Source organism: Trinickia sp., assembly GCF_051953405.1.
Taxonomy (GTDB): domain Bacteria; phylum Pseudomonadota; class Gammaproteobacteria; order Burkholderiales; family Burkholderiaceae; genus Trinickia.
In genome coordinates this window covers 38,614-52,615 of the sequence record NZ_JBQCIV010000044.1, presented here as the reverse complement: position 1 = coordinate 52,615, position 14,002 = coordinate 38,614, and the positions used below count along the sequence as shown (strand labels likewise).

13 protein-coding genes are annotated in these 14,002 nt (G+C 59.0%); 9 read left to right on the top strand and 4 right to left on the bottom strand.

Annotated elements, in window-relative coordinates:
* The first annotated feature begins 67 nt into the window (after nt 1–67).
* From ACTHN9_RS07135 to pth, 3 genes are all read left to right on the top strand, one after another.
* On the top strand, nt 68–1,024 hold the full coding sequence (locus tag ACTHN9_RS07135) for a ribose-phosphate pyrophosphokinase (protein WP_440536060.1): 957 nt from the start codon (nt 68–70) through the stop codon (nt 1,022–1,024).
* 187 nt (nt 1,025–1,211) lie between these two features.
* Nucleotides 1,212–1,820 (top strand): 50S ribosomal protein L25/general stress protein Ctc, encoded by a 609-nt coding sequence (locus ACTHN9_RS07130; protein WP_440536058.1) that lies wholly within the window; start codon nt 1,212–1,214, stop codon nt 1,818–1,820.
* Between the two features lie 132 nt (nt 1,821–1,952).
* Nucleotides 1,953–2,555 (top strand): aminoacyl-tRNA hydrolase, encoded by a 603-nt coding sequence (pth, locus tag ACTHN9_RS07125; RefSeq protein WP_440536057.1) that lies wholly within the window; start codon nt 1,953–1,955, stop codon nt 2,553–2,555.
* Between the two features lie 115 nt (nt 2,556–2,670).
* Here the strand turns inward: pth and ACTHN9_RS07120 are convergent, their stop codons facing one another.
* Nucleotides 2,671–2,946 carry a YfhL family 4Fe-4S dicluster ferredoxin gene (locus ACTHN9_RS07120; protein WP_440536056.1) on the bottom strand — a complete coding sequence of 92 codons (276 nt, stop codon included), beginning with the start codon at nt 2,944–2,946 and terminating at the stop codon, nt 2,671–2,673.
* 576 nt (nt 2,947–3,522) lie between these two features.
* On the opposite strand from ACTHN9_RS07120, the gene ACTHN9_RS07115 reads away from it, so the two are divergent.
* On the top strand, nt 3,523–4,974 hold the full coding sequence (locus ACTHN9_RS07115) for an FG-GAP repeat domain-containing protein (protein WP_440536055.1): 1,452 nt from the start codon (nt 3,523–3,525) through the stop codon (nt 4,972–4,974).
* Between the two features lie 69 nt (nt 4,975–5,043).
* Here ACTHN9_RS07115 and ACTHN9_RS07110 read toward each other — a convergent pair whose 3' ends face one another.
* The gene (locus tag ACTHN9_RS07110) at nt 5,044–5,661 is read right to left on the bottom strand and encodes a hypothetical protein (RefSeq protein WP_440536054.1); all 618 of its coding nucleotides are present in this window, start codon (nt 5,659–5,661) and stop codon (nt 5,044–5,046) included.
* A 97-nt stretch (nt 5,662–5,758) separates the two neighbouring features.
* Here ACTHN9_RS07110 and ACTHN9_RS07105 point away from each other — a divergent pair, with 97 nt between their 5' ends.
* On the top strand, nt 5,759–6,106 hold the full coding sequence (locus tag ACTHN9_RS07105; protein ID WP_440536053.1) for a winged helix-turn-helix domain-containing protein: 348 nt from the start codon (nt 5,759–5,761) through the stop codon (nt 6,104–6,106).
* A 569-nt stretch (nt 6,107–6,675) separates the two neighbouring features.
* Here ACTHN9_RS07105 and ACTHN9_RS07100 read toward each other — a convergent pair.
* Together ACTHN9_RS07100 and ACTHN9_RS07095 are read right to left on the bottom strand one after the other, a co-directional pair.
* The gene (locus tag ACTHN9_RS07100) at nt 6,676–7,233 is read right to left on the bottom strand and encodes a putative colanic acid biosynthesis acetyltransferase (RefSeq protein WP_440536052.1); all 558 of its coding nucleotides are present in this window, start codon (nt 7,231–7,233) and stop codon (nt 6,676–6,678) included.
* The gene (locus ACTHN9_RS07095; protein WP_440536051.1) at nt 7,230–8,213 is read right to left on the bottom strand and encodes a phytanoyl-CoA dioxygenase family protein; all 984 of its coding nucleotides are present in this window, start codon (nt 8,211–8,213) and stop codon (nt 7,230–7,232) included. The genes ACTHN9_RS07100 and ACTHN9_RS07095 overlap by 4 nt, the downstream gene beginning before the upstream one ends.
* Before the next feature lie 586 nt (nt 8,214–8,799).
* Here ACTHN9_RS07095 and ACTHN9_RS07090 point away from each other — a divergent pair.
* The 4 genes from ACTHN9_RS07090 (at nt 8,800) to ACTHN9_RS07075 (ending at nt 13,983) form a co-directional block, all read left to right on the top strand.
* The gene (locus tag ACTHN9_RS07090) at nt 8,800–9,900 is read left to right on the top strand and encodes an acyltransferase family protein (protein WP_440536050.1); all 1,101 of its coding nucleotides are present in this window, start codon (nt 8,800–8,802) and stop codon (nt 9,898–9,900) included.
* A gap of 435 nt (nt 9,901–10,335) precedes the next feature.
* Nucleotides 10,336–11,418 (top strand): GDP-mannose 4,6-dehydratase, encoded by a 1,083-nt coding sequence (gene gmd / locus ACTHN9_RS07085; protein WP_440536049.1) that lies wholly within the window; start codon nt 10,336–10,338, stop codon nt 11,416–11,418.
* Nucleotides 11,419–11,436: 18 nt separating this feature from the next.
* Nucleotides 11,437–12,384: a GDP-L-fucose synthase gene (gene fcl / locus ACTHN9_RS07080; RefSeq protein WP_440536048.1), complete on the top strand. Its 948-nt coding sequence runs from the start codon at nt 11,437–11,439 to the stop codon at nt 12,382–12,384.
* Nucleotides 12,385–12,654: 270 nt separating this feature from the next.
* Nucleotides 12,655–13,983, top strand: coding sequence for a glycosyltransferase WbuB (locus tag ACTHN9_RS07075; protein WP_440536047.1), 1,329 nt, complete (start codon nt 12,655–12,657; stop codon nt 13,981–13,983).
* Nucleotides 13,984–14,002 lie beyond the last annotated feature (19 nt).

Genomic DNA, 14,002 nt, shown 5'->3' with positions numbered 1-14,002 from the left:
GAGGGTTCGAGTCCTTCCTCCCCTGCCAAACATTCCCGCAGTTCCCGCCTCCAGCAGCAGGTGCATGATGAGCAGCCATGACGGCCTGATGGTTTTTACTGGCAACGCTAATCCGGCGCTTGCTCAGGAAGTCGTCAAAATTCTCGGCATTCCCCTCGGCAAAGCAATGGTCAGCCGTTTCTCCGACGGCGAGATCCAGGTCGAGATCCAGGAAAACGTGCGCGGCAAGGACGTCTTCGTCCTTCAATCGACTTGCGCGCCGACGAACGACAACCTGATGGAACTGATGATCATGGTCGATGCGCTCAAGCGCGCGTCTGCCGGCCGGATCACCGCAGCCATCCCCTATTTCGGCTATGCCCGCCAAGATCGTCGCCCGCGTTCGGCGCGCGTCGCGATCTCGGCCAAGGTCATCGCCAACATGCTGGAAATCGCCGGCGTCGAGCGGATCATCACGATGGATCTGCACGCCGACCAGATTCAAGGCTTCTTCGATATCCCCGTCGACAACATCTACGCCACGCCCGTGCTGCTCGGCGATCTGCGCAAGCAGAGCTACGAGAATCTGCTGGTTGTGTCGCCGGACGTCGGCGGCGTGGTGCGCGCCCGTGCGCTCGCGAAGCAACTGAACTGCGATCTGGCCATCATCGACAAGCGCCGCCCCAAGGCCAACGTCGCCGAAGTGATGAACATCATCGGCGAAGTCGAAGGGCGCACCTGCGTGATCATGGACGACATGGTCGATACCGCCGGCACGCTGTGCAAGGCAGCGCAAGTGCTCAAGGAGCGCGGCGCCAAGCAAGTCGTGGCTTATGCAACGCACCCGGTGCTGTCGGGCGGTGCCGGCGAGCGCATTGCGAACTCGTCGCTCGACGAACTCGTCGTCACCGATACGATCCCGCTGAGCGACGAAGCGCGTGCCTGCGCGAAGATCCGCTCGCTGTCGTGCGCGGGCTTGCTGGCCGAAACGTTCTCGCGTATCCGCCGCGGCGATTCGGTGATGTCGCTGTTTGCCGAGAGCTGAAGCCAAGCATCGAGATTGCGCCGAAGGCGCCGCATCGTAAGAAGGGGCGGCTTCGGCAATAGGGCGCGGTTCGGTCATCGAAACGCGCCGTTTTCGTCTGGAGCCCTAGCTAGCCGGCGGCATTCGGCCGCTGTGTACGAAGGCTCCATTTCACTGCCTGGTCGCGGGCAGCTATTGGAGATAGAACATGAAAGTCGTCGCCTTCGAGCGTAACCTGCAAGGTACGGGTGCGAGCCGCCGCCTGCGTAACTCCGGCAAGACGCCGGGGATTATCTATGGCGCAGCCGCACAACCCCAACTGATCGAACTCGATCACAACGCCCTGTGGCACGCCCTGAAGAAGGAAGCCTTCCACTCGTCGATCCTCGATCTCGAAGTGGCCGGCCAGTCGCAACGCGTTCTGCTGCGTGACGTGCAATACCACCCGTTCCGTCAGCTCGTGCTGCATGTCGACTTCCAACGCGTCGACCCGAACAAGAAGCTGCACACGAAGGTGCCCGTGCACTTCATGAACCAAGAAACGAACCCGGCCGTGAAGACCGGCGGCGCGATCATCTCGCACGTCGTCACGGAAGTCGAAATCGAATGCTTGCCGGCCGACCTGCCCGAATTCGTCGAACTCGACCTCGCGAAGATCGAAGCTGGCCAATCGTTGCATGCGAAGGACATCGCGCTGCCGAAGGGCGTGTCGCTCGTGGCGCACATCGAAAGCGAAAACCCGGTTGTCGCAGCAGCGGCCGTGCCGGCCGGTGCCGCGGCTGAAGCCGCAGCGGAAGGCGAAACGCCCGCCGCCTAAGGCGTTTCTCGCGCCTATCCTCTCGATCCGTTTCATCGAAACGGACGATGTGACCCGCCGCGGCTTGCCCGGCGGGTTTTTTTTCGCTCGATTCCCTCACTCGTTCTCGGACCGGTTCGCCGGCATCCCAGCATGATCAAGCTCATCGTCGGGCTCGGTAACCCGGGCGCGGAATACACCGCCACACGGCACAACGCCGGCTTTTGGTTCGTCGATCAGCTCGCGCGCGACGCGGGCACCACCTTGCGCGACGAGCGGCGCTTTCACGGCTTCTATGCGAAGGCGCGTCTGCATGGCGAGGAAGTGCATCTGCTCGAGCCGCAAACGTATATGAACCGCTCGGGACAGTCTGTCGTGGCCGTGGCTCACTTCTTCAAGATCTTGCCCGACGAGATCCTCGTCGCGCACGACGAACTCGATCTGCCCCCCGGCGCCGTCAAGCTCAAGCTCGGCGGCGGCAGCGGCGGGCATAACGGGCTGAAGGACATCTCGGCACACCTGTCCTCGCAGCAATATTGGCGGCTGCGGATCGGCATCGGCCATCCGCGCGATTTGATTCCTGAAAGTGCCCGCGCGGGGGCGAAACCCGATGTCGCGAACTTCGTCCTGAAGCCGCCGCGCAAGGAAGAACAAAACGTGATCGATGCGGCGATCGAGCGCGCGCTCGTCGTCATGCCGCATGTCGTCAAAGGGGCGCCCGAGCGCGCGATGATGCAGTTGCATAGCGGCGGCTGAACGGGCGATAGCTGACCGGTTAGACGGTATCGCCTACCAGAACGGTCGGGCCCCAAGCGACGAGCGCACGCCGCCGCGAGCCGGCCCTGGCCGGCGCGCGGCGATGCGTCTTCAGTTAGGCTTTGTCTTTGTCCGTCGGCGCCTTCGCGGCCTGCAACACGTGGTATTTGGCGAGCAGCGCGTCGGGCGTTTCCGCGTGTTGCGGATCGGTGGGAATGCACTCGACGGGGCACACCTGCCGGCATTGGGGTTCGTCGAAATGGCCGACGCACTCCGTGCACTTGGCTGGATCGATCACGTAGATCTCCGGCCCCATCGAAATTGCGTCGTTCGGGCACTCCGGCTCGCACACGTCGCAATTGATGCACTCGTCGGTAATCATGAGGGCCATGCTGGCACCAACTTTCCTAGAAAAAACAATACATTATAGCTTTTCAGCCTTCCGCACGGTCGTGCAAAATTCCAGAAAGTCGCGTTCGCAAGTTTCGACTGAGTTGCGATTTGAGTTGCACAGGTGTTGCGAATTGTGCAGTGCGCAAAGCTCGACGCACTCCGCCACGATCGACGGCGCCGCACGCCCGCCGATCCTTACGCCGACCTAACAGATTGTCACGTCATTGCCGTCTCGCCGTACCTCGCGCCGCCCAGAAAAAATTTTCCATGCTGCCCTAAAGTTCGCTGCGTAGTGGTCGTTATCAAACGAACGAGAGTGGCCTTTCTCGCCCAGATCGCTATGATTTTTATATCGGTTTTGAAATCGTCCGTCTCGACGACGTCGTTCTGAGCGGATCTACAACAGAGGAAAGCGGAAATGAAGTCAATAAGTAAGCACCTCGCGCAGGCAGTGACGATCACATCCGTAGTGGTCCTCATTTCTGCTTGCGGCGGAGGTGGGGGCGGAAATACTTCGACTGCATCTACCAGTGCATCCCCCTCCACTCCCGCGTCTGCGCCCGCTGGTCTGCTGGTGAACTACCAGCAACCAGTCAGGTCGACCGTTACAAATAACTTTCCCACACCGACTCCTTCTGCAAGAGCTTCGAGTGGCTCGCTTTTTGCCTTGCAAGGCATGCGTCAATGGCAAGTTGGCAATTTTGGTGAGAATAGCTGCCCAGCACTCGTCAATACGCCGACCTACTATGATGTTAATCCAGCATTGCCGATGCAAATCTTCACAAGCGACTGCAAGGGCAATTTCACACAAAATACGCAAAACGTGATCTCTGGCGCGGCGCCGACTACTGGCTTTGTCGATGCGATCTTTGCAGGTGACTTCAACAAAACAGGTGTCGATAGCTTGATGTTCGCTGACCAAGGACAGGAGCTTGTTGACTGTGGAGCTACCCCTGGTTGCGCCGGACATGACAACGAACTGCTGCTCAATCAGAGCGGCAAGCTAGTGAACATCGCAAGCGCGCAACTGAACCAAGATGACGCAGGTGGCGAATTCAACTTCAACCACGTCAGCACCATGTACAACACCAATGTACCTGGTGGACAAACCGCCGTTATCACTCGTTTGGGCGGCTCGAGTGTTGTGGGCTTCGGCACCGCACTCTTCAATAATGATGGCAATGGTAACTTCATCGAAAACAATGCATCGTTGCCGCCGGAAGTTGCCTATACACCGACAAGCCAATTCAATGGGTCCATCGATTATGTCATGCAGGGTACTGCCGCATTGGCTAACCTGGACAGCAGTGGCTCACCGTATTTGATCGTTGGCACATATAGTGGCGGCACATTCCTCACACATCAAAACGCTGTATTCATCTATAAGCTGGTGGGTGGCGTTTATCAAACGTCTAGCCGCGTGACGATTCCGATTCCGGCCACTTACGCGACCATTCCGTATACGTCTGGCAGCAACCTACATCTTGGTGTGTCAAGCATAGTAGTTGGCGATTTTGAAAGCACTGGTCACCCCGATATCGCTGTTATTTGGGAAGGTGGTGGAACAGGAACGTACCTTCAACTCATCCATAACGATGGTGCGGGCAACTTCACTGACATTACTGCTTCTGCCAATGTGCCCAACGTCAATATTCAGAATTCCTCAGGCGTTGTGCTCGCAGACGTTACACGCATGCAAGCTGTTGACATCAACGGGGATGGAAAGACCGAACTCGAACTGCTGTTGACGGGCGGTGTAAATCTCTCGCAGTGGGGCAACTGGCGTCCGGTCCTTCAATTCGTGAACGGACAGATGCAATTCATGGACGTCTTCAATGGTGCAAGCGTAACTACTATCGCTCAGCAGCTTGGTGTTAATCCGAACAGCACCCCACTACAGCCTTGGTTTGGCAATTTCGGTAGTGGCAAGACGGATCTGATGTTCCTGGCCTACGGCGATCCAACAACACTAGGGGCCTTTACCGGCACCACCAACTACAACATGATCACGTTGCTGCACAAGTAAGGAGTTCGTCGCACGGAAGGAGTGGCTATCGAAGTCACTCCGTTAACTTTCCGCGTAAACGCTCTATCGTCAGGCTAGACGGTTATCGTAGGCACTGTTTAGGGCCAACCGAATTCTGAACATGCCATCCGTCATGCGCGAACGGCCTGGCTGTCTCGGCAGAAGAGTCAGAAGTCCCTTGACGATATACAGCAAGATCAACGCACCGAGCAGATCGCCTGCAAACATCATGAAATAGCTTTGCAGCCAATTCCCTGTATCCCCGGTCAGCGCAAACCAGACGTGGTGCAGTGTCGAGTTCGCCAGCGCGACGGCAAACGCCAGCACGATAAGACGCTTGGGCGTGAGATTCGTCAGCGACGCTTTCAGGCCGTAGCGCTCCAACGCGAGACGATAGACGATGTAAGGACCGACTGCGCTGAAAATGGCGCCGACAACGGCTCGAACAGGGTCATGCGGGAAGTAGTGGAAAAAATCGACAATCAACCCGGCTATCAGCAGTCCGATAGCACCGTCCACGCCCAACAGGAGCGTGCTCAAGAGGCGGATGCCAGTTGGAAGGTAGATCCAGTCCACGAAAGTTGGAGATCCGCCATGCAGGAAGATGAGTTCATCGAGGCCGAGCGTCAGCACGTAGACGATCACCGTGCCCGTTACCGACCAGAAATGTAAACGTAAGCTACTCATTCGCGTAAAATGATTGTGATTCCGATATCGTCGCGATTCTGGTGATTGCGTCACCTTCTTGTGCATCGCGGACGTCTCGAAGTCAGGACTATACGCCATGACCCGCCCTGCCGATATCTACCTTCGATTCCTTCAACTGACAGAAGCGCTCCGTGGACTGCCCGCGCTGCCTGCGCTTGATCCGCTCGAAGAAAAAATTCTCGAATTCGTTGCGCGCACGACGCAAAAAAACGATCGGCTTTCCGTTCGCGACATGATGGCGCAAAGCCAGCTTGGTTCGCCCGCGACGCTCCACGCCCGCGTCACGTCCATGCGTGAAAAGGGCTGGCTCACACTGAGCGACACGGAAGACACGCGCCGCAAGCAGATAGAACTTACGCCCGCCGCGCTCAAGCATTTCGACAAACTCGCCGAAGCCTTCGCGAAGGCGGCCAACGGGGCCTGATAGTGGCAGCTGGCGGTTCAGAAATTGTGCTCACATCGCCGGCACTTAGTCCGACTTCTAAGTGTTACGTTGCGCGCTATTTGAGAAACGGCATCTCACGCTATTCGAGGTAAGACATCGGCGGCTGTCGTGGGCTGTTTGGGGACTATGAAAAGCTTTGCTTGCAGGAAGGAGGATTTTCAGGCGACAGAAGCTGAGACCATTGCTGCTTCAACTGAGCGAGCTCAAACCTGGCCTTCCGCTTTTTTCTAAAACGATTTATATTGCGCCGGAAATCCATTTCGATTTATTTTTACTGCCAACGGCCGGTGCGTTGGCTAAAAGTTGCCATTTTCTCCTCTGAGTTGCAGTTGAGTTGCAAGAGGATAATTTCTGGCAATTGGCAAAGCTAGAAGCCTCTATGGACGGTACGCGCGAAGATTGCTTAGGACTGCCAATCGATGCACTCGTCGGGAATCATGAGGGCCATGCTGGCACCAACTTCACTGGAAATAACGGCACCATTATAGCTTTGCGGCCCTCGCCGCGCCCGGCGCCACGCGAGCGTGCCCCGAGTGCGCCTTCCGCGATCAGCGGAATCGCTTACGAATGAACTGGCATGGATTGCCGCCGTAGACACCCTCCGGCTCGAGCGACCGGTGCACCACCGACAGCGGCGTGACGAGCGCCGAGCGGCCAATCGTCACGCCCTTCTGGACGACGCATTTCGAGGTGATCCATGCGCCATCTTCGATCGTGATCGGGGCGACCTGGAGATCCATGTTCGTCCCGGCATCGTGAGAGCCGCAGGTCAGAAAGGTGCCCTGCGAGATGCACACGTTCGAGCCGATGCGAATCAGGTCCTGGTTGTAGATCCAGACGCTTTCGCCGAACCACGAGTTGTCACCGACCTCGAGATTCCAAGGCGCCTTCACACGGATCGCATGCAGAAACCGGCAGTTGCGGCCGATCTTCGCGCCGAACATGCGAAGCAGCCCCACCCGCACCGCGGAAACGGGCATGAGGCGATTGTCGATCACGCATGCCTCGATGATGAACCAAGCCAGCCGCGTGAGTGCCCCGCGCGCATGCGCGTAGTTTCCCTTCCCGGCCAGCGTCAAATCGATCGTTCTGTTCGGATGCGTCATTTCACCAGCGCCTTGATCGCCAGCTTCTTGGCCATCTGAAACGTCTTGGGGAACGTGGTCTCGACACCTAGCACGAGCCGGCTCGACAAAAGCTCCATGTCCTTCGGGCAATGGAACGCCATCCCGTGAAATTCGCGCAGGTTCAGCGGCTTGATCTTCGACTGGAACTGCAAGAACCGGTGAGACACCGGAATGAAATGGGACGTCAAGGAACTGCGCGAATATTGCGGCCGAGTCGTGCGCAAGCTGCCATGGATCGTCTTCGCGTTCCAGAAAAGCACATCGCCTTTTTGCAGGAACGGCGCCCGAAATTCGATCTGCTCTTCGGAAAGGATTTTCTTGACGAGTTCCTTGTAGCGGCCGTGATTGAACGCCACGTCGAAATTCTTTCCGTTCTTCACCATGTCGATTCGGTGGCTACGGGGTACGACGAAGAATCGCCCCGCGCCCGCGTCGATATCCTCGAGCGCGTACCAGCACCCCACCATCGTGCCGATCCGTTCGCTGTCGAGATAGTACGTATCTTGATGAGGCCACGTTTCCGAATTGCCTTCGAAATACATGCTCTGCACGAGCTTGCCCGGCTCCGAAAAGATGGCGCGATTGATGGACTTGATCGCGTCGCTCGCGAACACCTTCACCGCCAGCGTCTTGAGCGGCGCAAACTGCGCTTCGCTGAGCGACTGAAGGTTCAGCAACGGATTCATCACGAAGCCGTGCTCGTTGATCTTGTTCTTTTCGGGGTTCGCCGTCGCTTGCCGGTAGATGTACCCCGGATAGCGCTTGACCGTCTGATCGAACGCTGCACGAATGGAATCGCAAACGGCCGGATCCACGGTGCGGCGAACGACGACGTACCCGTTCTCGTCGTAATAGCGCTTCGCCGCGGTGAGTTCGCTCAAGTCGAACGTCGTCGTATTTTGATCGGCCGTTTCCGGGATTTCGATTTCCGTCCCAATAGGACTGAGGATCTTGTGCATGCGCGTGGCATCCTGTCATGGGTTGCAGTAGCACAGCGCGCACAGTCAAGCTGCCGTAGGTCCGCCGGATCCCATCGGCCAGCGACATACCGGATCGCCAACTCAATAGACGCATCCGTGCGACCCACGGCAGACTCGCGCGGCGTGCCGTCGGGTTTGCTCGATTCGAAGACGATGTCGCCTTTCGGGGGGAATATGCCGCGTAGCATTGTGCTATGCAACGGCCGCTGAAAATCTGGCCGATAACGCCTACCGCAGCGCCCATCGCCCAATGCATGAACATGACTGAATTGCCAATCGCGGGGCTTGTCGAAGGCGCGTAGCCGTCGGCGTCCCGGTTCGGCGAACCAAAGGGTAGCTGTCAAAAATATTTCGACAAAAATAATCTCGCCAAAAGAATTCGCCCATACACAGGATGCGTTAAATGGCATAACGACAAGCCCGTCCGATTAGACAGATTTCCGAACGCCCCAATCGACGCCGTACTCATGCGGCGATAGCACTTATCGGCCATTTTTTCAGTGCCCGTTGCCCCACCTCTCACGAATTGGCATCCTCCGCAAGAGCCGAATTCCTTGGGAGCGACATGAAAGCGAAGGTCATGAATCGGTCGTTCGAAGGACTGCGCGGCGTGGCTGCACTGCTTGTCGTGCTTTATCACGTTCCTCACTTGCATGCCTTCAGCCTGTTCAAGGCCGGATATCTCGCCGTCGACCTATTCTTCGTGCTGAGCGGCTTCGTGATGTCGATGAACTACGTCGGGCATTTGCAATCGACGTCGGACGTGCGCGATTTCGCGATCGCACGGATCGCACGCTTGATGCCGCTGCTCATCGCCTCGTATGCGATCTACTTTCTGATCGCCAACGCCGTGGCGCTAACCGACGGCGGGCGATGGCTGCTGCCTTCGGTCGCGGATCTCATGGCCACGCTTTCGATGACGTTCGGGCTCGGGCTGCCGCATGTCATCGTGTACAACTTCGCCAGTTGGAGCATCAGCACCGAGTTCTATAACTACCTAATCTTCGCCCTGCTCTGCTTGCTGCTCCAGGGGCGTCGCCGCCGCCGCGCCTACGCGTTCGCGATACTGAGCTTGGTCGCGGGAGCCTTCGTGCTTGCCATCGACCTCGTTCACCATTGCGGCCATGGCAAAGCCTGCCTGGACAATGTCGCCTCGCCCGGCGCGATGGTGCGATGTACATTCGGCTATTTCGCCGGGTGCTTCGCGTTCGATCTGTCGAAGCGTCCCGCTGTCGTCGCACGGCTGTCGCGCCCGCTCGTGTCGATCGTGCTCGCGCTATCGCTCGTCTACGCCGTCTGCCTCTCGACGCGTTATGGCCTCGCGGCATTTGGCGTTCCCGTCTTGAGTGCGCTGTTGATCGTCGCGCTCAGCACGGACGCGGGGCCCGTCTCGGTGTTGCTTCGAACGGCCGCGCCTCAAGCGCTGGGACGCCTATCGTATTCGCTGTACCTGATGCATATGCCGCTATTGCTGATCTTCGAGCGCAGGCTAAGCGAGGCGAGCGGTTTGGCGTTTGTCGCCGAACTCGCGCTCTTTTTGATCGCGCTCGTGATCGCCGCCCAGGCGACCTTCCGACTCGTCGAGCATCCCGGACGAAAATTCATCTTGGGACGATTTGCCGGCCTGCCGAGAAGCCCCGAACCCACCGCAACCACGCAAGCGTAAGGCCCCATCCAGCCCCACGCGCGACGCGCCCGACACCGCCCGCGCTCGGGCGCTTCGCATTTGCGCTTCGCGCGTTCGCTTCGCACTTCCATTGTCGCGTGAGCTTCGCTTCGATCGCCCGCCCCTGCGCCACCGCAATCCGCGCCAGCGGCAGCCATTTCATGCCCGCGTATTTTTCTTAATCTTTATGATTTCGCGCGGCTAACCAAAATAAATAGCACCTACGAAACCGGCATCGCTGGCAGTTTAGTCATGCTGGCGTGACGCGATTGGTGCGGCCGGATAGCTGTTTTCCGCCATTTTCACAAGCATTGTTGCGTTGCATTAAGCAACACGGCATATTTTGCGCAAGCAAAATTGCAGGCAAAGCCGGCGCTCCGACATAGTGAGATCGGCCTTGCTACGACGTGGCGGACCCCTCATTTGGAGGCACGATTGAAAGTCGCACTGATTACGGGCGTAACCGGCCAAGACGGCGCCTACCTAGCCGAATTGCTGCTCGACAAGGGCTACGTGGTGCACGGCATCAAGCGCCGTACATCCCTGTTCAATACGGGCCGCATCGACCATCTTTATCAAGGCCCGCACGAAAGGTGGCGCCGGTTCGTATTGCATCATGGCGATCTCACCGATTCGTCGAGCCTTACGCGCATCATCCAACACGTGCAGCCGGACGAAATCTATAACCTGGCGGCGCAAAGCCACGTGGCCGTCTCGTTCGAGGAACCCGAATATACGGCCAATTCCGACGCGCTCGGCACGCTGCGGATTCTCGAAGCGATCCGTATCCTCGGGCTCGAAAAGAAGACGCGTTTCTACCAAGCGTCTACTTCGGAACTGTACGGGCTGGTCCAGCAGATTCCTCAAACCGAAACGACGCCCTTTTACCCCCGATCGCCGTATGCGGTGGCCAAGCTGTACGCATACTGGATCACCGTAAATTATCGCGAAGCGTACGGCATGTACGCGTGCAACGGCATTCTCTTCAATCATGAGTCGCCGATTCGCGGCGAGACGTTCGTGACGCGCAAGATCACTCGAGCCCTCGCACGCATCAAGCTGGGCGTGCAAGAGTGCCTGTTCCTCGGCAATCTCGATGCGAAGCGCGACTGGGGACACGCACGCGATTACGTGGAAATGCAATGGATGATGCTGCAGCAGGCGCAGCCCGAGGATTTCGTCATCGCTACCGGCCGGCAATATAGCGTGCGCGACTTCGTCAATGCCGCCGCAGAAGAACTCGACATGAAAATCCGATGGAGCGGCAGCGGCGTCGACGAGAAAGGCTACGACGCTCACGGCAACGTGGTGGTCGCCGTGGATCCGCGCTATTTCCGGCCGACGGAAGTCGAGACGTTGCTCGGCGACGCCACCAAGGCCCGCACGAAGCTCGGTTGGACGCCGCGCACGCGATTCGCCGATCTCGTGGCCGAGATGGTGCGCGAAGACTTGCGTAGCGCGGAGCGCGACGAGCTGGTCAAGGAGCACGGCTACAAGGCCTTCGAGTTCAACGAATAAGCCCCAGCGAGGACAACGATGCTCCGTACCATCGACAAGAGCGAACCGATCTACGTCGCGGGCCATCGCGGCATGGTCGGTTCCGCGATCGTGCGATGCCTGCAACAGCGCGGCTATCGCCATATCGTGACCGCCGATCGCGCGTCGCTCGATCTGCTCGATCCGCATGCCGTGCAGCGCTTCTTCGGCGAAACGCGGCCCGCGTATGTGTTCTTGGCCGCGGCGAAGGTGGGGGGCATCCACGCCAATAACAGCTATCCGGCTCAGTTCATCTACGAGAACTTGATGATCGAGGCGAACGTCGTCCATGCGGCTTACTCGGCCGGCGTTGAGCGTTTGCTGTTCCTCGGCTCCTCGTGCATTTACCCGCGCGATTGCCCGCAGCCGATCCGCGAGTCCTATCTGATGACGGGCCCGCTCGAGAAAACCAACGAGCCCTATGCGATGGCCAAGATCGCAGGGATCAAGCTGTGCGAGTCGTATAACCGGCAGTATGGAACGCATTACGTGAGCGCCATGCCCACCAATCTATACGGGCCGCGCGACAACTACGATCTGCAGACGAGCCACGTGCTACCCGCACTGCTGCGCAAGACGCACGACGCCAAGCTACGGGGCGACGCCCGGATCGAAGTGTGGGGCTCCGGCACACCGCGGCGGGAGTTTCTGTATGTCGACGATATGGCCGATGCGTGCGTGTTTCTGATGGAATCCGACGTCGCGGACGGCCTATTCAATATCGGCGTCGGCGAGGATGTGACCATTCGCGAGTTGGCCGAGACGGTCATGCGCATCGTCGGATTCGACGGCGAGATCGTATTCGATGCGAGCAAGCCCGACGGCACGCCACGCAAGCTGCTCAACGTGGACCGCATGCGGGAACTCGGATGGCGCTCGCGAATTTCCTTGGAGGATGGGATTCGGCGCGCCTACGACAGTTTCTTGTCGGAAATCGCACAGGCCTAGCATGCCGCTCCCGCCGCCTTAGCAGGCTTTACGTTCGGTTTTTTCGATCGCGGTATCCGAGTTTTCCGACCCGGGCGATTCCCGGCAAGTCGTTACGTGCCGCTCGCCTTTCGCGCGCGTGCGAATTCGAGGAAGTGGTCGCGGCGATCGGAAAAAATCAAAAAAAATCCCATTCGGCCGGGTTGCCCCGTAACGGCCGATCACCCTGCTACGACTGTTGCCAGCGACGGTCGAGCAACCAGGCGAATCGCTTGAATCGGAGAGCACAAAGTGCGCGACATCTCGGATCGGGAACACATCGGCACCGGCGTCGAGGGCGGCGCGAGCGAGCGGCTACCCCTACACGGCACGGCCCCTCAAAGCGCCGCGAAGGGTTCGCGCATCGTCGTCTGCACCTTGAATTACGCCCCCGAGCTGACAGGCATCGGCAAATATTCGGGCGAACTCGTCGAATCGCTCGCCGATCACGGGTTCGAAGTGGCGGTCGTCACCGCTCAACCGCATTACCCCGGCTGGCGCATTTTTGAAGGTTTTTCGAATCGATATTCTGTCGAACGTCCCCGCCCGGGCGTGAGTATTTTCCGGTGCCCGCTCTATGTGCCGGAAAAACCGGGCGGCATCAAACGTCTCGTGCATTACGCCAGCTTCATGCTGGCGGCCTTGCCCGTGATGGCCCGGCTCACGGCCTGGCGGCCGGACGTGGTGTGGGTGGTCGAGCCGAGCTTGATGTGCGCGATGCCCGCGCTCACGGTGGCCAAGCTGACCGGGGCGAAGTGCTGGTTGCACGTGCAGGACTACGAAGTCGATGCCGCATTCGTGCTGGGACTCGTGCGAGCGCCGTGGCTCAAACGTCTCGCGCTCGGGATCGAGCAAGCGCTGATACGCCGCTTCGACATCGTTTCGTCGATTTCGAAAAGGATGCTGGATCTCGCAAAGACCAAAGGCGTCGACAGCCGCAAGCTCGTGTTTCTGCCGAATTGGGTCACCGTGGGCGACGAGAGCGGCAGCGCCAGCGGCAATCGGTATCGCGAAGAATTGGCGCTCGCGCCGGGCAGCAAGGTGTGTCTGTATTCCGGAAACATGGGGCAAAAGCAAGGGCTGGACATTCTGGCCGAGGCGGCACGGATCCTCGCGCGGCGCAGCGATATCTGCTTCGTCTTTTGCGGGGATGGATCGGGACGCAGCGCGTTCGAGGCGTCTTGCGCGGGGTTGAGCAACGTCACGTTCTTGCCGCTTCAGCCGGCACACCGGCTGGCCGAATTGCTTGCCTGCGCCGACGTGCATTTGCTGCCGCAGCGGGCCGACGTCACCGATCTCGTCATGCCGTCGAAGCTCGCCGGCATGTTGGCGAGCGCGCGGCCTGTCGTCACGACCGCGCAGCAAGGCAGCGAACTGAGCGCCGTGGTGTCGCAGTGCGGCGTGGCCGTGGAGCCCGGCGATACCGATGCGTTCGCCGCGGCGATCGAGTCGTTGATCGATCAACCGGCGTGGGCGAATCAATGCGGCATGCGCGGGCGGCAATACGCGCTCATGCATTTCGATCGCAAACGCGTCATGGCGAATTTCGTCGATTCGCTGACGCTGCTGTGTAGTCAGTGATGGTGTACCTGCCTCCGGC